At 51.7% G+C, this 18979-nt stretch carries 22 protein-coding genes; 18 read left to right on the top strand and 4 right to left on the bottom strand.

The genetic code is table 11. The features are described 5' to 3' along the window. The first annotated feature begins 9 nt into the window (after window positions 1–9). The 16 genes from ACJBF3_RS06075 to ACJBF3_RS06000 all read left to right on the top strand — a co-directional run bounded on the left by ACJBF3_RS06075 (window position 10) and on the right by ACJBF3_RS06000 (window position 13644). Window positions 10–1095, top strand: a complete 1086-nt coding sequence (locus tag ACJBF3_RS06075) for a major capsid protein (RefSeq protein WP_047723622.1) — start codon at window positions 10–12, stop codon at window positions 1093–1095. An 11-nt stretch (window positions 1096–1106) separates the two neighbouring features. Then, a complete protein-coding gene (locus ACJBF3_RS06070) occupies window positions 1107–1484 on the top strand; it encodes a hypothetical protein (RefSeq protein ID WP_047723620.1) in 378 nt (125 codons plus the stop codon). A 2-nt stretch (window positions 1485–1486) separates the two neighbouring features. Then, window positions 1487–1867, top strand: coding sequence for a hypothetical protein (locus ACJBF3_RS06065; RefSeq protein WP_047723618.1), 381 nt, complete (start codon window positions 1487–1489; stop codon window positions 1865–1867). Next, entirely contained in the window at window positions 1867–2040 is a 174-nt protein-coding gene (locus ACJBF3_RS06060; RefSeq protein WP_032669786.1) for a hypothetical protein, read from the top strand. The genes ACJBF3_RS06065 and ACJBF3_RS06060 overlap by 1 nt, the downstream gene beginning before the upstream one ends. After that, window positions 2040–2390, top strand: coding sequence for a hypothetical protein (locus tag ACJBF3_RS06055; RefSeq protein WP_284968207.1), 351 nt, complete (start codon window positions 2040–2042; stop codon window positions 2388–2390). The genes ACJBF3_RS06060 and ACJBF3_RS06055 overlap by 1 nt, the downstream gene beginning before the upstream one ends. A gap of 2 nt (window positions 2391–2392) precedes the next feature. Further along, the gene (locus ACJBF3_RS06050; RefSeq protein ID WP_047723610.1) at window positions 2393–2761 is read left to right on the top strand and encodes a hypothetical protein; all 369 of its coding nucleotides are present in this window, start codon (window positions 2393–2395) and stop codon (window positions 2759–2761) included. Continuing rightward, the gene (locus tag ACJBF3_RS06045) at window positions 2758–3141 is read left to right on the top strand and encodes a hypothetical protein (RefSeq protein ID WP_047723608.1); all 384 of its coding nucleotides are present in this window, start codon (window positions 2758–2760) and stop codon (window positions 3139–3141) included. The genes ACJBF3_RS06050 and ACJBF3_RS06045 overlap by 4 nt, the downstream gene beginning before the upstream one ends. Before the next feature lie 57 nt (window positions 3142–3198). Further along, entirely contained in the window at window positions 3199–3954 is a 756-nt protein-coding gene (locus ACJBF3_RS06040) for an Ig-like domain-containing protein (RefSeq protein ID WP_047723607.1), read from the top strand. Window positions 3955–4004: 50 nt separating this feature from the next. Continuing rightward, window positions 4005–4748, top strand: coding sequence for a DUF6246 family protein (locus ACJBF3_RS06035; protein WP_047723605.1), 744 nt, complete (start codon window positions 4005–4007; stop codon window positions 4746–4748). A 71-nt stretch (window positions 4749–4819) separates the two neighbouring features. Beyond that, a complete protein-coding gene (locus tag ACJBF3_RS06030) occupies window positions 4820–5194 on the top strand; it encodes a hypothetical protein (protein ID WP_047723603.1) in 375 nt (124 codons plus the stop codon). A gap of 56 nt (window positions 5195–5250) precedes the next feature. Further along, window positions 5251–7554, top strand: a complete 2304-nt coding sequence (locus ACJBF3_RS06025; protein ID WP_284968208.1) for a tape measure protein — start codon at window positions 5251–5253, stop codon at window positions 7552–7554. Beyond that, complete coding sequence (locus tag ACJBF3_RS06020) at window positions 7554–8051, top strand: hypothetical protein (protein WP_047717749.1); 498 nt, start codon at window positions 7554–7556, stop codon at window positions 8049–8051. The genes ACJBF3_RS06025 and ACJBF3_RS06020 overlap by 1 nt, the downstream gene beginning before the upstream one ends. Further along, the gene (locus ACJBF3_RS06015; protein WP_047723599.1) at window positions 8051–8521 is read left to right on the top strand and encodes a hypothetical protein; all 471 of its coding nucleotides are present in this window, start codon (window positions 8051–8053) and stop codon (window positions 8519–8521) included. The genes ACJBF3_RS06020 and ACJBF3_RS06015 overlap by 1 nt, the downstream gene beginning before the upstream one ends. After that, window positions 8484–8900 (top strand): NlpC/P60 family protein, encoded by a 417-nt coding sequence (locus ACJBF3_RS06010; protein WP_047723597.1) that lies wholly within the window; start codon window positions 8484–8486, stop codon window positions 8898–8900. The genes ACJBF3_RS06015 and ACJBF3_RS06010 overlap by 38 nt, the downstream gene beginning before the upstream one ends. Beyond that, entirely contained in the window at window positions 8887–11364 is a 2478-nt protein-coding gene (locus ACJBF3_RS06005; RefSeq protein ID WP_047723595.1) for a host specificity factor TipJ family phage tail protein, read from the top strand. Before ACJBF3_RS06010 ends, ACJBF3_RS06005 begins: the two co-directional genes overlap by 14 nt. 57 nt (window positions 11365–11421) lie before the next feature. Beyond that, window positions 11422–13644 carry a hypothetical protein gene (locus tag ACJBF3_RS06000; RefSeq protein ID WP_052951237.1) on the top strand — a complete coding sequence of 741 codons (2223 nt, stop codon included), beginning with the start codon at window positions 11422–11424 and terminating at the stop codon, window positions 13642–13644. Window positions 13645–13697: 53 nt separating this feature from the next. Here the strand turns inward: ACJBF3_RS06000 and ACJBF3_RS05995 are convergent, their stop codons facing one another. Genes ACJBF3_RS05995 through ACJBF3_RS05985 form a run of 3 tightly spaced genes read right to left on the bottom strand, consistent with a single transcriptional unit; the run spans window position 13698 to window position 16440 of the window. Continuing rightward, window positions 13698–15161, bottom strand: a complete 1464-nt coding sequence (locus ACJBF3_RS05995) for a glucosyltransferase domain-containing protein (protein ID WP_047717746.1) — start codon at window positions 15159–15161, stop codon at window positions 13698–13700. Next, window positions 15158–16081, bottom strand: coding sequence for a glycosyltransferase family 2 protein (locus ACJBF3_RS05990; RefSeq protein WP_047717745.1), 924 nt, complete (start codon window positions 16079–16081; stop codon window positions 15158–15160). The genes ACJBF3_RS05995 and ACJBF3_RS05990 overlap by 4 nt, the downstream gene beginning before the upstream one ends. Next, a complete protein-coding gene (locus tag ACJBF3_RS05985) occupies window positions 16078–16440 on the bottom strand; it encodes a GtrA family protein (protein ID WP_047717744.1) in 363 nt (120 codons plus the stop codon). The genes ACJBF3_RS05990 and ACJBF3_RS05985 overlap by 4 nt, the downstream gene beginning before the upstream one ends. Window positions 16441–16553: 113 nt before the next feature. Here ACJBF3_RS05985 and ACJBF3_RS05980 point away from each other — a divergent pair, with 113 nt between their 5' ends. Both ACJBF3_RS05980 and ACJBF3_RS05975 read left to right on the top strand, forming a co-directional pair. Beyond that, a complete protein-coding gene (locus tag ACJBF3_RS05980; RefSeq protein WP_047717742.1) occupies window positions 16554–16871 on the top strand; it encodes a hypothetical protein in 318 nt (105 codons plus the stop codon). Further along, window positions 16871–18136, top strand: a complete 1266-nt coding sequence (locus tag ACJBF3_RS05975; protein WP_047717740.1) for a Y-family DNA polymerase — start codon at window positions 16871–16873, stop codon at window positions 18134–18136. Before ACJBF3_RS05980 ends, ACJBF3_RS05975 begins: the two co-directional genes overlap by 1 nt. Here ACJBF3_RS05975 and ACJBF3_RS05970 read toward each other — a convergent pair. Continuing rightward, window positions 18129–18800, bottom strand: a complete 672-nt coding sequence (locus ACJBF3_RS05970; protein ID WP_047717739.1) for an SOS response-associated peptidase — start codon at window positions 18798–18800, stop codon at window positions 18129–18131. The two genes, ACJBF3_RS05975 and ACJBF3_RS05970, sit on opposite strands and share 8 nt — an antisense overlap. Window positions 18801–18979: the final 179 nt, after the last annotated feature.

Here is an 18979-nt window from a genome sequence, read left to right as displayed (position 1 = left end):
AGCACATGAATGCTTGTATTTTCTCGCTCTATCGGTGAACGCACCGGTAACCTCGAAGTGAACCAGGCACAGTTCCGTGAACTGGAGATGGCGCGCAACATGAGCGCCCAGGCCGTGGCTGACTTCATTGCCCGAGCTCGTTTTGGTGATAATGGTCACCTGGACGCAGTCAACGCCGTCGACGACATCCGCCGCATGTACCGCGCTTATGATCAGACTGTGTTGGCGCAGTTCGAACCGAACACTGAGTTCACCCTGTTTAACGACCTGATGCCGCTGTCTCGCTCTGTACGACTGGAAGAGTCCGTGTATGAATATGCACGTACTGGCGGTCGTGGCTGGGCGCACACCTCCATGTCTGGCCAGATTGGTGCTGCGCTGGATGCTCGTGCATACAGCTTCGACGGCACGATGGTGCCAGTGCACGATTCAGGTTTCAAATTCCACTGGCGTGACCCGATCTTTAACAAAGGTTCTGCACTGGCCTCCCTGTCTGACGCTCAGCGCGGCTCTGTTGATGATGTGCGCCGTAAAATCGTGGATTACATGTTCAATGGTTTCCGCGACTCGGAAGGCAACTTTGTAACTTTCGACGGAAAAACCTGGAAAGGCCTGAAGAACGATGAGCGCGTCGGTCAGGTTGATTTAGGCGCATCTGGTCTGAACATCGACTTCTCCAGCCGCACTGCAACCGCAGAACAGAACCGAAATGGTGCGATCGCACTGCGCGATACGCTGAAAATCGGTAACAACCAGTACGCACCACAGACCTGGTATGTTTCCAGCGAGATCATGTCCAACTGGGAGCGCTATTACAGCGACAATTACCAGTCTGGCACCATCCTGCAGGAAATCCTGAAACTGTCTGGCATTGCTGCCGTGAAAGAAGATGCAGAACTCACCGGAAACCAGATTCTGGTGGTACCGCTGACTGCAGGCGTTATCGCTCCGATCACCGGCCAGGCCGTAGGTACTGTTGCTGACCCTCGTCAGTTCTATAACAGCGACTACATCTGGCGTACCTGGGGCGCAATGGGCCTGATGGTTAAGCAGGACATCAACCTGAAACACGGTGTGCTCTTCGCGAGCAGCTAAGGAGAAACTGAATGGCACTGGTAGAAATCACATCAGGTAACGTGTTCGCTGGTGCCAACCTCCGCAAGCTGGAGGTTGGTGCGGTATTTGAAGTGGACGATGCAACAGCAGCGCGCTGGAAAGCGAACGGTAAAGCGAAAGATACCGACAAGAAGAAGGGTGAAAAGCTCTTCGGCGAGTCCGTTCCGGCAGCATCACAGCCAAGCGATTTGCTCGAGCAGCTCGCGGCAGTGACGAAGGAGCGTGATGAATCCCTGGAGCGGTTGGCTAAGCTCACTGACCAGGCTGCAGCTGACAAAGTAACTTTCGACGAGCAACTCTCGGCAATGACGAAGCGCGCTGAAGAGGCAGAGGCCGCACTGGCGGAAGCAACCAAGAAGGCGAAATAACCATGGCTGACCAAATCACAGCGGCAGACGTGCAGGCGTTCCTCGGTGAATTGGGTTACTCCATCCCGGGCGCGCTGCTGGATCCAATCCTCTGCGTGGTGAACAAGATTATCCCGTGCCTCGATGGCGCGGGGTATGACGATTGCACCGCGAAGCTGATCCTGATGTACGCCGCCGCGCTCATGGCTACTTCGTCCGGTGCGCGCCGCATCAAATCGCAGGGTGCGCCTTCTGGCGCGTCCCGTTCTTTTGAATATGGCGACGACAGCATCACCTGGTTGCGCGACTCGCTGGCCCATCTCGATACCAGCGGATGCACCGGCGAGCTGCCGATCAGCGCCGGTAACAGCGTCGGCCTGTTCATGGTGGTCGGAGGATGCTGATGACGTACAAATCAGTTAAGCACGGACTGCCGCGCGCATTCACCCGCGTCTGGGTGATGACCGATACCGGGCGGGAGACTACCGGCTACGTGAAATCGGACGGAGAGTGGTTCATCAACTGCCCGCGCATCCGGGCGACTGGCGCTAAGGTGCTGCGCTGGAAGGAGGGCTGATGTCATCGGTAGCGAACTGGTCTTACACCGCGACGGCGACCATCTGGCGAAAGCTGGAAGGCAATGACGAATACGGCGATCCGCTTGGCTATGCCGAACCTGAGCAAATCCTCTGTGATTACGAGGGCGGGCTCAGCAAGAAGTTAGCCAGTTTGGGCGCTGAAATCGTCGTGAAGAACACCGTCTGGACTGAGTTTGCGCTGGCGGCCGCAGGTGATTACCTGCTGGTTGGCGTTTCGACTGAAATCGACCCAGTTGTGGCCGGTGCCGACGAGGTGCGGCAGGTTATTCGCTATGCCGACACGTTCGAGCGCCTGGCGGATGATTACGCCATCCTGACGGGAGTGTAGCCATGGGCATCAAAGCCAGAGGGATTAAGGAGTCAAAGAGAAACCTCGATCGCATCATGAAGGATGTTCAGAGGCGGAAGCTTGTCAGGGGAATGCATGCGGCGTTGATTATCGGAGCAGGCCAGGCTGCGGTTTACACTCCGATAGATACTTCGACCTTAATTAACAGCCAGTATCGAGAGGTCGAGGTTAAAGGCGTTGTCGTGACTGGCAGGGTTGGCTATTCAGCAAACTATGCTGTTTATGTCCACGATCCAGACGTCCCGCAAACATTCCGCAGAGCTACAGCCAAAAAGGAATTTCTTACTCTTGGCATGAATGAGACCCGAAACCAGATGCAAGCGGCGCTACTCAGGGAGCTTTCAAAATGACACCAGCCATGTACGAGCGCGTGCGTAACTATTTTGTTGATGCCGGGCTTACCACTGGCTTCATCGTTCAGCTGCTGGCGTGGGACGACACAAAGAAGCTAACCGACGCATTCATCGTGTTCCGGCCTAACGGCGGTACCGACATCCGAAATGACCTCGGATCTGACCACTACGTGCTGGTGGATGTCATCTCCGCCAAGGACAAGCGCCGCGCAGCAGCAGAGAAGGCTCAGGAAATCATCAATTATATCGAACAGAACGACATTACCGATGAATGCCTTGGCCTTATTCAAAACATCGGCAATATGCCAGCACCTATCCTGACCGAAGAGGGCCGCCTGGTCTTCAGACTCCAGTTTATGTGCGTTTACGGCGAATAACCCCATCACCAACCCATCAGGCTGCCATCCGGCGGCCTTTTTATTTGAGAGGTACACATGCAAGGCTGTGCTAATGATTTTGGCAAGCTGATCGGGAAAGTAGCTGTGCTACGCATGGCCTTTGGCTGCCCCGACGCAGTGCCAGCGCTTTCCGAGTGGAAGCGTCTCGGCGCTATGACGACCAAGGGCATCGACTATTCGATGAACACCATCAACTCCGAGGCGGATGATGCTAAAGGGCTGGTGGAGAACCTGGTCAACAACATGGATCTGACGATCTCCGGCGAAGGGGAGTTTCGCAAGTCTGACAAAGATAACGAGATCGGCGCGTGGCGCCTGTCGAAGTACATCTTTGACGAAGTACAGGCAGGCCGTCAGCCTAACCTGTGGGTGCGTTTCGACTTCGCGGGTGAGAACGCCGGTACTTACATCCAGGGTTACATGAACACAACTTCATGGTCTGGTGATTTCGGTACCAACGATATCTCCACCTTCTCCGGCGAGTGGAAGGTCTACGACGCCGACACCGTTGTGTTTGAAGTCGCTGATTCCATCGCGGCCACTGGCGTTGAAGTAACTCCTGCAACTGCTTCCCTGGTCGTTGGCGCAACTCAACAACTGAACGGCGCGGTTCAGCCAACCGATGCGACCAATAAAGCGATCACCTGGACGACCTCGGCACCATCTATCGCAACCGTCAGCTCAACCGGTCTGGTAACCGCAGTCGCGGCCGGAACCGCGACTATTACGGCTACAACCGCAGACGGCGACTTCACCGACACCTGCGCTGTTACGGTAACTGCCGCACCGTAATCACTACAAAGGGCGGCGTGCTGCCCTTGATACTGGTTATGGAGAACGATATGACACCTTTGAAAGAGATTGGCGAGTGCCTGATTGGTGCTGGCGAGCGGGAATACTTCTTCCGGCCATCGTTCCGTAACATGACGCGGATCGGCGAGCCAGACCATATCGTCAGAACGTTCTATGCGCTGTTTAATGACGATGTGGCGAAGATGCTTGATGCTGCCAGGGAGATTCACAGTGCGATACCAGAGCATCAGCGCAAATTCTACGCCCACTATTTCGGTGACGTTTCGCTGCCACGCTGGGCACTTGAAGCAGCAGGATCTGCCGCGTTTGTGCGTGAGGCGCTTCTCTCGGCTATTAATGTCATCCAGTCCTGCTGTGAAGAGGACGTTTCTGAACTGACAGGATGGCATGAGCCTTCCCGTACTGGCAGGCGTACGTTTGTATGGCACCGCGGCTCTCTCCCGCCTGAGAACCTGGTTCTGATAGGTCAGTCACTGATTATGCACGGCGTTATCGGCCGGGCGAAGGTTCGTAAGTTGCAGAAGCACGAAAGCAAGGAAACGACGCCGGAGTTTCATGCGACTGAATACATCATGGCGGCGAGAAACCATTTCGGAATCAGCAGGGAAGAGGCTGAAAACCTCACAATGACCGAATTTGCCATGATGCTTAACGCTAAATACCCTGACCAGAAAGGCTTCACCAGGGAAGAGTACGACGCGGTTATGGACGATGACGATCGTCGCTGGCAGGAAATGGTTGAGCGAGAAAAATCAGCAAAGAAAGCAGCCTGAGTTAATAATGAATGTACCGTATAGCCTGACCGGGCGTAATATGGCTCGACAATAAAACTCAGGGGTTAAGAGTGAAGAAAATACTTTTGGCTTTGGCTATTCCGCTGGTTCTGGCTGGCTGCAAGCCGGGTGAGGAAAAGGCAATTTCTTTGGCGCAATCAGAAGTTTCAGCAAACCTGCTTGATCCAAGCAGTGCGCAATTTCGCAACGTGAAAGTTGCAAAAATGATGGATGCTGACGAGGGCCGGGTCTTTGCTATAGTTTGCGGGGAAATTAACGGCAAGAACGGTTTTGGGGCCTATGCAGGGTTTCACCCATTCTTCGTTGAGTTGAAAATGAAATCGAAAGGTATGTTCTCGAAAGGCGTCGATTACACGCTTGGCGAACATTTCCTGAGTTCGCGCGACACACCGCCACCGCCAGCCTACACCGAACGATGCCAATAAACGACACGAATAACTAACCCACCTCTCGGTGGGTTTTTTATGCCCGGAGAAAAGTGATGTCTGAAAAAGCAGGCGAGATTTATTACGACATCGAGGCCGATGTTTCTGGCTTGCTGAAGGCGCAGGGAAAGGCCAATAAGTCGCTCGACTCTATCGGCAACTCTGCAACTACCGCAGCCAAAAAGATGGATGAGCTGCAGACAAATATTAACCGCGTTGCCGGTGCTATTGCGGCGTCACTCGTTGTTGACTGGGGCAAGGCTTTCCTCGTTGCTGCAGACAATATGAGTCAGCTCAACGCGCGCATTGAGCGACTGACAGGAAGTGCTGCGACTGCATCAGAGACAATACAGAGCCTGATGCGTATAAGTTCGTCGACGGGCGGTTCGCTGCAGGACACCGCGAAGCTGTGGGAAACACTCAGCACGGCGTTGCGCGATACCGGCGCGACGAACGGTCAGATTATTCAGCTCACCGAGACACTTCAGAAAATCGGGCGCATCGGCGGTTCCTCATCCGAAGAAATGGCGAATGCTTTGCGCCAGTTCGGCCAGTCGATCTCCTCTGGCACTATCCGGGCTGAGGAATTCAACTCCATTCTGGAGCAAATGCCTGAACTGGCGCGCCAGATTGCCGCCGGGATGGGCGTAAGTATCGGAGAGCTTCGTCAGCTTATGCTGGACGGGAAACTGACGGCAGAAGATGCGCTGAACGCCATTCAGAAGCAAACCGGCTCAGTGAATGCAGAATTCGAGAAACTCCCGCGCACGCTTTCACAGGCTAATACCGCGCTGACCAACTCATTCCTGTCGATGATCGACTCTGTTAACCAGGCTACTGGTGCAAGCTCTGGCATGGTCGCCGTGATTGACTCGCTGACGGCAGCTCTCGACAGGCTGGCCGGGAAGGCGATATCTGCCGATGCACAGATATCTGATCTGAACAGCACTGCAGAAATGTTTACGCGCCGGGCCCGCACCTGGTCATGGCTTGGGCTCGACGGTTGGGAGGCGCAAAACAAAGCGCTGGCCGGGCTGAGTAATAAAGCCGCCATGCTGGTTGGCGACCTGGCCGCTGTTTCCAAAGCATCGCAGACCGCGGCTAACACAAAGCCGATCGAGATTAAAACGACCGTCTCAGCTACTGGCAGCAAAGCGAAAGGAGGAAAGTCTGCGGCACAGAAAGAAGCTGAGCAATACGCTAAAGCGCAGGACTCGATAAACGAAAAATTGGAAGCCCTGAGACAAGAATCTATTCTTGCAGCAGGTTCAACCAGCGAATTAACCCGTGAGCAGCAACTACTAAGGGCAGAGATGTCTCTTGGTGCCGATGCAACGGATGAACAGCGACAGAAGGCAAGAGAGTACAAAGCACAGGCTTTGGATACTGCTGAAGCATTGAAAAAGCAAGCCCAGGCAGAAAGAGATAAGCAAGCTGCGCAGTCCAACTTCAGCAGCCTACAAAGCCAAGCTTCTCCTGTGGCTAGCGTTGAAAGCCAGTTTCAGCAGCAGATTGAGCAACTCAACCAGTACGCTGCGCTCTATCCTCAGAAAATAGCTGAGGTAGAGGCTGTAAGGGCTAGCATTGAGGAGCAATATCGCCAAAAAAGACTGGATGCTCAGTGGCAAGAATTAAGCCAAATGAATATCGGCTTCGGCATGCTAACGAGTGCCGTGGATGCCTTTGGCGGAAACGCATCAAACGTCATAACTGGACTGATCACAGGAACGATGTCAGCTCAGGATGCTATGCGCTCACTCGGTAACACGATGCTGAATAGCGTGGTAAATGCGCTAGTCCAGGTTGGGGTTGAGGCTCTCAAAAACTTCATTATCGGTCAGACATTGGGCGCAGCTTCTACCGCTGCTTCTGTCGGTATGGCTACCACGACGGCGGCCGCATGGGCTCCAGCCGCAGCGCTGGCCAGCCTGGCATCCTTTGGCGCAAACTCAGCGCCTGCGATGGCTGGTATTGCATCTACAGTTGGGCTTGCTCAAGGGCTGGCTTTGGCTGGGGCCAGATACAATGGCGGACCTGTGTCAGCGGGAAGCATGTATCAGGTCGGTGAGCGAGGGAAGCCGGAGATTTACCAGGCCAGTACCGGTAAGCAGTACATGATACCGGGCGACAACGGCAGGGTGATCAGCAACAAGGATATGCAGAGCGGAAGTGGTATTCAGGTTAGTGTCATATTCAATGATATGTCATCAGGGCAGCACATGTATGACGCTAGAGCCACGCAAACTGGAAATACGCTGACTGTCGAGGCGTTCGTTGCCGATATGAACAATGGTGGTGTTATGAGCCAAGCAATCATAGGAAATACTACCGCCAAACGCACGCCAAGGGGGCAGGGCTGATGCCAATTATCGACTATCCCGACTGGCTGCCGCTGGCTCAGAAGGCCAGCAAAAACATGACGCTCGATACCGGGTTCCAGACCGATCAGCCAGCGGTCGGCCCGGCCATCTTCGAGAATCAAACCGACGATTTGAAAGTAACCTGGTCGCTGACGTGGATCTTCACCCTGGCGCAGGAGCGTGCTTTCCAGCAGTGGCTGCGCAGCCCGAACTATCTCAACCGGGGCTTGAACTGGTTCCGGATGAATATCAACCTGGGCGGCAGTGGCCTGCAGCTGCAGGAACTTCACTTCACGCAGATGCCGGTGCAAACCAGCATCGATGGCGGAATTGTGACATGGACGGGTACCGTTATTGCGAACCACCTCTACAACGCCGACGACGAGTTCGACGACATCATTGTTGAGCTGCCGCCGCCGTGGGATTCGTGGCTGGATATCGTTGTTACTGGTTATCCAGACGGGCGCGACCCGGAATCTTTACCGAGGGTGCCGTAATGCCAAGCTTCAGGGAATATAAGCAGCAGCGCCCGACGCGCGGTCTGTACGACACCATCACGTTCTACCATCCATCCTTTGGCTATGTGCGCCTCGTCGATAAGCAGTTCTTCCCCAAGACGCTCGGCGGCCAGAAGTACACGCCAGCGCGCTTTGAAATCGAAGAGAGTCAGCAGAGCGGCACGCCGGTGATAGACGCGACGGTGAAGCTTGGGCGGCTGTCGTCGGATATCAAAGCGCTGATGAAACAGTGGAAGGGTGCGGCTCGGCTGACAGCTATCACGGCCACGCGGCAGATATTCGACAGCGGCGATGTCTCTGTGGCGATTAAGTCCTGGCAGTTATATGTCAAGACAGTGGACATCGACGCTGATGCCGCATCGGTAACCCTTTCTGTCACCAATCCTCTGAACAACAATATCGGTCGCCTTTATGATCCAGTCGAATATACAGGACTTCAGTACCTCTGATTTTGTTCGGAAGGTGATCGGCGTACCGTGGGCTAACCGGGCCTGTTCGTTCGAGAAGGTGGATTGCTGGGGGCTGGTGGTGCTGTATTACCGCCATGTCCTCGGCATAGAACTGCACCAGACGCCGGACTACGAAGCCGGTGAGGACTTCTTCACCTGCTATCAGGGTGACGTCGTTTTCTGGCGCCAGGTAGATAAGCCCGTCGATGGCGGGATATTTGTCGGATACCGCGGCTCGCAACCGGCGCACGTTGGCCTGGTGCTGAACAGGATGGCGCTGCACTCGCGCGGCGAGAATGGAAGCGTGCGCATGGACTCGTTGCTGGTCATTCAGCGGGCATTCACCAAAGTGGAGTATTTTTCTTATGGCGCTGGTTGAGATATCGAATTTTCCAGGAACGCCTAAGCTGCGTTGCAGGGTGCCAAACGGCACCCTTTTTTATGACTGGCTGGCGGCCAATGACGCTACATTTCATCGTGATCTGCTTATCGTCCGCAACGGCGTAAGGCTGGGTGATGAAGACGAACTGGCGTTTGAGCTGAGTGAGCTGGACCACATCCAGATTTTCGACCAGCCAAAGGGCATAGTCGGCGACATCCTCAGCCCGATTTTTAAAGTGGTTGGTCAGGTATTTTCGTTCCTGGCACCGAAACCAGCCATCGCAAACACCGGTGGAAATTCTGTCGACTCGCCTAACAATAGCCTGACCGGTCAGACAAACACAGCCCGCGTTTACAAGGCCAAGCCGGACATTTACGGGCAGATTCGTTCGTTCCCGGATCTGATTCAGGAGTCGGTGTTCGAATACGTGCACCAGACGTCCACCGACGGCGGCCTGAAGTACGTTACAGAGTGGATGTGCATCGGGATCGGCAAATACGATTACGAGTCAGTGCGCTACTCAGAGTCGAGCCTGGGTTCTCTGGCTGGTGCTGAATTCCAGTTCTATCAGCCGGGCGAAGTTATACCGCAGATCGTTGAGGGTTACGGATTCGATGACGTCGACGGGCAGGAGGTTCCCGGGCAGAACGAAGCCAGCGATTTCCCGGTAGAGAGCGCAACCGCAACGACTGTGGTTAGTGGCACGTATTCCGGCGGACAGATAGCGATGAAAATCGTTAAGCAGGCCGAGTTTGACTATTTCATGGGGCTGGTGCTGCCGCACGCGGTGACCTTCACCATCAATGTGACGTACAGCACGGCCTCCGGCACCGTTACTACCGATGCTACATTCTCCGGCACGCTGATTTCTGCGGTTGAAACAAACGACGGCGCTGTGGTTAACCCGGTGCGCTGGTACACGTTTACGATGAACCAGCTGGAGGGTCCGCAGGACATCCCGGCGAACGCAACGATCAACACCACGAAGTTCATCCTTAACGATAACGAGGCGCTGGTAGTCGGGCCGTTCTTCTCCCCGGTCGAGTCAACGCAGCTGTGGCTGCATACGCAGTCCAGCCTGGGCGGAAAGAAGGAAACCAACTGGAAGGTAGTCATCTGGAAAATCGACGATGATTACAACCAGGTTCCGGGCACGCAGCAGACTTTCACGTACAGGCAGACGACCCCGCACCAGTCGACCAGTGAGGTTTTCTACCGTACTGACAAAATCACGCCAACCGGCGGCTTCGGGAAATACGCTGTCAGCCTCCAGCGCACGGATAACTCCGGCGACTCGTCACTGCTGAAGGTCGAAGAGATCCACAGCATCAACATCCGGACGAATGTCGTTCACCCGACAGATACCCTTGTAAGGGTGAAGGTGAGGGCGACAGAGAACGCGCTGGGCAGCCGCGAGCGAAAATATAACGCGCTGGTGACGCGCTACACCATCACGTACGACCTGGACACGCAGACGGTAGATTACACGCTGCGGCCGTCGCGCTCGTTCGCTGATGCAGTGGCGCATACTTGGCTCATTATGGGCGAGCAGCCGGTAAGCAGCATTGACCTATACGGACTGTACTCGATTGCCGAAAGCCTGCCTGATGAACGTCTGGGTTACTTCGACTATACGTTTGACGATGAGAATGACTCTCTCGGTGACCGCGTGCAGGCGATCTGCAATGCGGCTTCAGTGGTGGCTTACTGGGATGACGGCGTGCTGACGTTTACCCGTGATCAGAAAGTTGATTATCCTGCTGCCGTATTCAACCGGGCCAACATGAAGACGGACGAGTACAAAATGACGTACGAAGCCACGTTGCCAGGCGGTTACGACGGTGTGCAGGTATCCTACGTTCACCCGACGACCAATAACAAGACGTACATCAACTATCGCGTGCTGAACGGTGCCATCGTCGAGCAGGAAGCGGAGAACCCGAACAAACTGGAGATCGTCGGCTTCCGTAACGAGTATCAGGCCCGTGAGCGCGCGCTGCGCGAAACTAAACGTCTGATCTACTCCCGGGTGAAGATGAACGCCAAAGTATTTGAGGATGGAATCATTCAGGTTGGCAGCGTCATTCAGATGCCGGACATCTACGACAGCAACCAACAGCATGGGTACATCACCGGCCGTGCCGGGAATAACTTCGATACCAGCGAGCCGATCACGTTTACCGGCTCGATGTATGTGCTGGTGACCGACAGCCTGGGTAATCCGACACTGCGCTATCCGGCCACCGCCCGTAGCGATACGAAGTACGGATTCACCGCTGCAATACCCAACATTCAGCTCAATATCTGGAACGGAGACACTGTACAGCTTCCCTCGCGCTATCTCATAGCAACAGTGGAAGAACTGGACAGTCAGCTATGGACAGTAAACAGCATCAAACCTAACACCGATAACACGGTATCTCTGACCGTCGCGGAATACAGCGACGCCATCTATCAATAAGAACCGTCCCCAACCAACCTAACCCGGCCACAGCGCCGGGTTTTTTATGGAATCAATATGGCTACGCAACCGACCAATCTCCCAGTACCAAGTGAATCTCCTCGCGACCTGAAATTTAACGCGGGGAAAATTGATGAATTCGTGACATCAATCGGGTGGACCTACACTGATCGCTTTGGCGTGAAGCACTACACCATCGAGGGAATGAACTATCTTTCTCAGCAGGCAATGGCGGCGTACGGTTACGTAATCCTGACCGGGAAGACATTTAATACCGGCGCGACCCTCAAAAACCCTAATGAAGTACTACTCAACACTGCCGACGGCGAATACTACAAATGGACCGGTTCGTTTGCTTCTGGTGGGAAGGTCGTGCCAGCGAACTCAACACCAGAAAGTTCTGGCGGCATAGGTCCGGGTGCATGGATAGGTGTTGGTGACGCTTCAATCCGTGCATACTTTTTGACATCTTCTGGTGCTTCATCTGTTGGGTATAAATATAAAAACGCGGCTAATGCAAGCAATAGAAAAGTAGCCGAGGTGCTAGATGAAAGAGTAAGTCTCTGGGATTTCCACTGCGACTCTTCTGGAAACGTAATTCAACCCGGCCCGACCGTAGACAGCCGTCAGTTCATTCAGAATGCTATTGATGCTCTTTATGACTCGGGTGGTGGAACGCTTGTCATTCCGGCTGGCACTACCTTCTATCTGGCATCTTATGGTGTATCCGATAAAATTGCGAACTACGGTGGCATCATTCACTGGCGGTCTCGTGTCAATATTCACTTTGAAGCTGGAGCTACTCTAAAACTCACTGATTATTTCAATGAGAAGGGCTATTGCGTTATATGTGGGTTCGATGGTAACGACCCACTGACTGCAGGCGATCTAAGAGACGCAAATATCACAGGAAACGGAGTTATTGATTGTGGTGCAAATATTCAACCTATTGGCTCAGCCCTTTGTTACGCATTTGCTACCGGAAAATCCTACAATGTAAATGTCAGGGATATCCATATTACTGGGGGCGATCTTACATGGGCTGGCACTGTTGGATGGAACGGTTTTGGCTCCAATTGTGATGTGTGCCGCGTCACTGTGACCGAAATAAAGAAAACGGACACAGACCGTAACGTTGACCAGACCTTATTCTACATTGGGTGCCCGTATTCTGGCGTTCGTCACTGCTTCATGAGCCCCGCCCAATCTGGCTTGGCTCAACGAATCACTTGTGCGGTAGAGCTGCATCAAAGTTTCACCTATTGTGAATACAACTACATTGAGGGCTGCGTTCGAGGACTGTTTGTAGTAATGCATAGTAGTGAGATCGCCGGGCATGGTCCACTGATGAGCAACGTCCGTGTAATTGGAAACACTGCGGTAATCACTGGACAGTTTTGTACTATTGGCGCAGAGAAAATATATGCCGATACATCTATAACAGACGTTGTTATTGCTAATAACCAATGCACCATCGTCGACTTTAATCCAATTTCTGGAGTAGCGCCTATAACACAAATTATTAGAACATTTGTTGCCAGCGATGTGTGGACTACGGCACCCCAGGATTCAGAGACATCACGTATCCTAATAACAGATAATACGTTCTTCTGCCCTAACAACCTAACTGGTAGCATGTTCTTTTTCTTCAGAATATCTACTCGCGGATGGGTTTTCTCAGGTAATCACATGGATTGCTGTCAGGCAGTTTCAGGGGATGGAGCAGGAACCACCACAGTAGAGTTACGAGATATTTTATGGGATAACACAAATACATTTGGCACTCATTGGTTGGCTAAACGCGCCGGTGCCCCAAACCTGTTTGAGTTTTACGTGGCCGCAATGATTAGATGTAAGTTTGATGTCAAGCTGTCTTATGAGGATGCAACCATTGCTAACGTGATTTACGTACAACCTGCCTGCTCTGTATCCTACAGCGCACTCCGTGTCGCACCGGATTTCGTGAAATTGCCTACGAATGGGCTTGGTATCGGTAACGCCGCTAAAACTATTGGGACAAACCACATAAGTTATCCTGCAAGTGTCAGCATGTCTTGCTACAACACTACGGGCGCAGTAACGTGCTTCAGTACAGATACCAGCTATGCGTGGGTCACTCATGCTAAGTCACTATCCCGTGGAACGGATGATGCTACATTTTCTCCTCCCGCTTCACTGGCATCTAAAGTTAATGGACAACTAATAGGTGTTGGAGTAGCAGAAAGCGGGTCAGCACGTACATGGACCCAGCGCTTCCTGCTCGAAGGAGGGAGAGCGTAATTGTGGAGAAGGGCCCCGTCGCGACGGGGGCTTCTCACTGACTTGTAACGTAATTATTTCATGCAGTCTTTTTTGCTAAAGTCTACAACTAAATTTATACCTTCATGATAAAGGTTATAATCTTGAGCTCTACTTATCTGCTTGTAATTGCAAAAATCCCTGATTGATGTATTTACTATCTCGCTGTTAAACCCAGGATCTCGCTGTTTAAGTCCGTTCATTGACATATAATTATACGCCCACATCCAGTTACCAAAATAACTTACAACTAATGTATCTAGTAGCGGGAAGTTTCTCTGGGAGTTTAAAAGAATACTGGATCTTGGTGGTGCACCATTGAAAATTATATAGTTTGTGTTGTAGTCGATTTCCTTTGTGTCACCTTTTATAGAATCAATAACTTGCTTGTCAACAGAAGCCTGATGCTTACTGGCATTCGCATACGCGCATGTAAAAACAATCATGTACAAGTATAAAGGAAGAACAAATAAAGATGGCACTTTGCTTTCTTTGCATGCCAGCGTAGCAAGGAATAAAACAAAAAGTACATAAGCTCCAAAGCCTATGTAAATTCTTGCGAATCTTACCATTGGGTTGTCAAGCACCAAAAGCGATCCTATCGCGGCAACCGGAGTAATAAATATTATAACGAAAGAAGCGGCAAATATTAACCACGCAAACTTTCCTTTATTTACTTTTAAATAACGATAAGAAACAATCAAAGCAGAAATAAGTGATATGATGATAAGGGTTGGCAAAATATAACTACCCATTCCATAAGGTAGTATCACCTCTTGCACGTAAGAGTAGTAAGCATTAAGGTTATCGATTACTGTGGTAATCAGATTATCTGATACTCTCGGATGGTTGTCGCTATGCTCTGACATTAATGTTAAAGGCAATATTATCTTCATGTAAAATGCCAGCCCTGCCAGCGTACTTGCAACCCGCAAAGCTGACATTTTTATTATTTCAAATGGTTTTTTTAATTTGTAAACATCAAAGAAAAATGAAAGCGAGATAAATATAAGAACAATGTTGACCGATGCCTGATATAAGCACATCACGCCAACAACTAAAGCCGTGTTAATCAATGCATTGGTGTAATTATTTCTGGAAAAATTAAATAAAAAAGCAAAAGAAAGTACTGCCGAAAAAATTATCGTCAAGCTATCAAATCTGTAACTGAAAATCTCAACGAAAAACGGGTTTATCAAAAATGACAAAGGGATTAAAAACAGTCCTTTTTTGTTGTTGAAGAACTCTTTGCCAAATCTGTAAAACGCCCATGACAGCATAATGCATGCAGCAAGAAGAGGCACAGGGGCGATGTCGGCCATGGTTCCGCTAAACATAATAACAGACATCAATAGATCAGAAAGTGGGCGGCCATCCTCCCACCAGAACCTGTATCCTAGTGTTGACCGGCCTATGTCATCTATGTAATAAATGTTTGCTAAAATTATTGGTGCAACCAATACAAGAATAATGATGAAATATTCCTTTATCTGCTTCATGCATTATCTCCGGTCTTTAAAATATATCTAGGCCTTTTTTTTGATTCATTATAGGTCCTTCCGATGTACTCACCCAGAACACCGATACCAATGAGTTGCACTCCGCCAAGGAACAGAATGGAAACCAGTAATGACGGGTAACCACTTACCGGGTTCCCAAACGCCATGGTATCAACAATCACCCATGCGCCATAAATAAAAGACAATCCTGCGACTAACAAGCCGATGTAAGTCCACATGCGCAGAGGGAAGGTAGAGAAGCTGGTTATTCCCTCAATTGCAAGATTCCATAGCTTCCAGCCATTGAATTTTGAGTCACCAGCTACCCTTTCAGCCCTAGTATACTCAACAACAACAGTATCTCCTCCTACCCAGCTAAGGATACCTTTCATAAAGAGATTTCGCTCTGGAAGGAGTTTAATGTTTTCCACAACATCCCTCGACATCAGGCGAAAATCCCCGACGTTTTCCTCAATTTTGGGGTTGCTGATTTTGTTGTGCAGCTTATAGAACCACTCAGCAGTCTTACGCTTAAGTCGTCCATCGGTTGATCTGTCTGCGCGCTTAGCCAAAACCACATCAGCGCCTTGTTGCCACTTCTCAATTAGATGAGGAATAACTTCAATCGGATCCTGTAGGTCCACATCGATTGGAATAATTGCTTCACCAGTAGCATGATCAAGACCAGCAAAGAGAGCTGGCTCTTTGCCGAAGTTACGAGTGAACGATAGCGGCTTGACGAGAGGATCTGATATAGCAATCGAATTTATGATCGCTTCTGTTGCGTCCTTACTTCCGTCATTGATGAAGACAATCTCGACTTCATGCTGCTGAAGCCCTTCAAATTCCCGAACCGCTTTATAAAAAATAGGTATCGCGTCTTCTTCGTTGAAGACTGGAACGACCAAAGAAATTTTCATTTCGCATCCCTAAAGACAATGAACTTTGAATAGATGAAACCGCAAACCAGACTGATTGCGGAGAATACGATTAACGTGATGACTGGTGCCATTCCAGTTTTATCAGCAGCCCAGCCAACCGCAGCGCTTAGCGTGCCCATAAATCCAACATACAGCATGTAGCGTAGGGTCGTGGTTGATGACTTAAACGTGAATCTGGCATTTGCGAAGAAGCTGAATGACACAGCGACAACAAACCCGGCAAAGTTGCCAAGCGCCTGACCAGTATGGAATGCGTAGATGCATATGGCGAACACAATCCAATGGATGAGTGTGTTGATGATGCCTATTGATGTGTACTTGGCGAATAACTTTAACATTATAGAAATCAGTGAATTCGGAAAGGTCTGAAGTGTAGCACTATAAACGCTATTGATCGATACCGCCGATCGATAATACTGTATGCATATACAGTAACTATCGGAGGTGCATCATGGGATTCCCGAGTCCTGCAGCAGCCATACACGCCGCCTTTGTTGCGGTCACTGAGCCATTCCTTCCTTCTTCTGCCAGCATTGTCGAAACGCAGGAAGGCTATGATGTCATTGAAAACGCATCGGCATTTAATCGTGGAGACACGTTGCTCATCTGGTTTTGCGGCCGCCAGCAGCATGCGTACTGGGCAGGTGACGTGCTCATTACCGATGATGGCGAAGCCATAGAGGGCGAAGCTCTTGATGATGTTCGCCTGGTTGGTGTGGTAACCCATACCATTAGCCCTGTATGGGTCGACGATAATCCGGTGATGTGATGTTTGCGCTGGTGGATGTGAACTCATTTTATGCGAGTTGCGAGACGGTATTCCGCCCGGATCTGTGGGGAAAGCCTGTCGTCGTCCTTTCGAATAATGACGGCTGCGTGATAGCCCGTTCGGCGGAGGCCAAAAAGCTCGGCATTAAAATGGGCGATCCGTACTTCAAGTGTAAGGACTACTTCCGCCTGCATGGAGTGGTTTGCTTCAGCTCCAATTACGAGCTTTACGCAGACATGAGCAACCGGGTGATGACCACACTGGAGGAGATGAGCCCTCGCGTCGAAATTTATTCAATAGACGAAGCCTTTTGTGACCTGACTGGCGTGCGTAACTGCCGCGTGCTGGAAGAGTTCGGTCGCGAGCTGAAAGATGCCGTGCGCAGGAATACCGGTCTGGCAGTCGGCGTAGGGATTGCTCAGACAAAGACGCTGGCAAAGCTCGCCAATCACGCTGCAAAGACATGGAAGGCTACTGGCGGCGTAGTGGACCTGTCGAATGTCGACCGCCAGCGAAAGCTCATGGCATTGTTACCAGTTGATGAAGTGTGGGGAGTGGGGCGCCGTATCAGTAAAAAGCTGGAAGCAATGGGCATTAAGACCGTCCTCGACCTGGCTGACACCCATATTGCCGTTATCCGCAAACACTTCAACGTTGTGCTGGAGAGAACGGTGCGCGAGCTGCGCGGGGAGCCTTGTCTTGAGCTTGAAGAATTCGCGCCGGTGAAACAGGAAATCGTCTGCAGCCGGTCATTCGGCGAACGCGTGACCGAATACGAGCAGATGCGTCAGGCAATCTGCAGCTATGCCGCCCGCGGCGCCGAGAAGCTACGTGTAGAGCATCAATACTGCCGGTACATATCGGCGTTCGTGAAAACCTCACCATTCGCGCTTAATGAGCCGTATTACGGTAACAGCGCTTCAATGAAGCTTCTCACCCCAACTCAAGATTCCCGCGACATCATTAACGCCGCGGTAAGGTGCTTGGACAAAATCTGGAAGGATGGGCACCGGTACCAGAAAGCGGGGATCATGCTCGGCGACTTCTTTAGTCAGGGCGTGGCTCAGCTAAACCTCTTTGATGAGAACGCACCGCGCGAAGATAGCGCGCAGCTGATGCAGATCCTTGACCATCTCAATGCCAAAGGCGGCAAGGGTACACTTTATTTTGCCGGGCAGGGCATACAGCAGCAGTGGCAGATGAAGCGTGAAATGCTGTCGCCGCGGTATACGACCAGATATTCGGATCTGCTCGTTGTTAAGTGACCGGTTCGATTAACTCTGGTCCCTGATTTTTCACATTACCCACGGCGCGCGTCACGGCGTGCCAGATAAACTTGTCGGCTGGCACGGCACCGTCTGCTGCTATCTCTTCAGCTTCTTTCCCGCCTATGTCCTGGCGCATCCATTCGCGCGCCGCTTCAGGTGACAGAACCAGTGGCCGTCGGTCGTGAATATCGACCAGGCCCTTATCAGCTGCAGACGTCACTATCAGGAAACCTTCTGCTTCATCGCCTCGTTCGAACGGCGTGCTTCCGATCGCCGCCATGAATATGGGCCTGCCGTCGGCTCGGTGTATGAAGTAGGGCTGTTTCATGTCGCCTTCCTTCTTCCATTCGAACCAGCCATCAGCGAAGCAGATCGCCCGGCCATGCTGCCAGAGAGGTTTAAACATTCGGCTGGTGGCTGCCGTCTCGACGCGCGCGTTTATCAATGGTGCTTTATCCCACCACCCAGGCGAGTAAGACCACAGGACCGGGTCAAGATGCAACTGTTCGTCGCGTTCGCTCAGCAGCAGAACTTTTGTTCCGGGAGCAACGTTATACCGGCCAATGGGTTCAGGGTCATAGGCAATGTCGCGATCGGCTTCGTCGGCAAGGTAAGCAAGATATTCTTCACGGGTTTGTGCTTGTGCAAAACGTCCACACATAGAAACCTCCAGTCAGTCAGACTGAAAGTATAGGGCAGGGAGAAAAAACAGGTGCGCACCGAAACGTTATGATTTTGAAACAGGGACATGATGATGGAAGCCGGCGAGGCGGTAAAGCGGGGTTTTGCGAAACTGGAAGGAGCTACGCATAGTTGGGGATTTTGGGGGCGGATTTGGGG

Source organism: Enterobacter sp. PP-008-ECC_S150, from assembly GCF_045257065.1.
GTDB classification, from domain to species: domain Bacteria; phylum Pseudomonadota; class Gammaproteobacteria; order Enterobacterales; family Enterobacteriaceae; genus Enterobacter; species Enterobacter chengduensis.
This window is presented reverse-complemented; position numbering and strand designations above follow the sequence as displayed.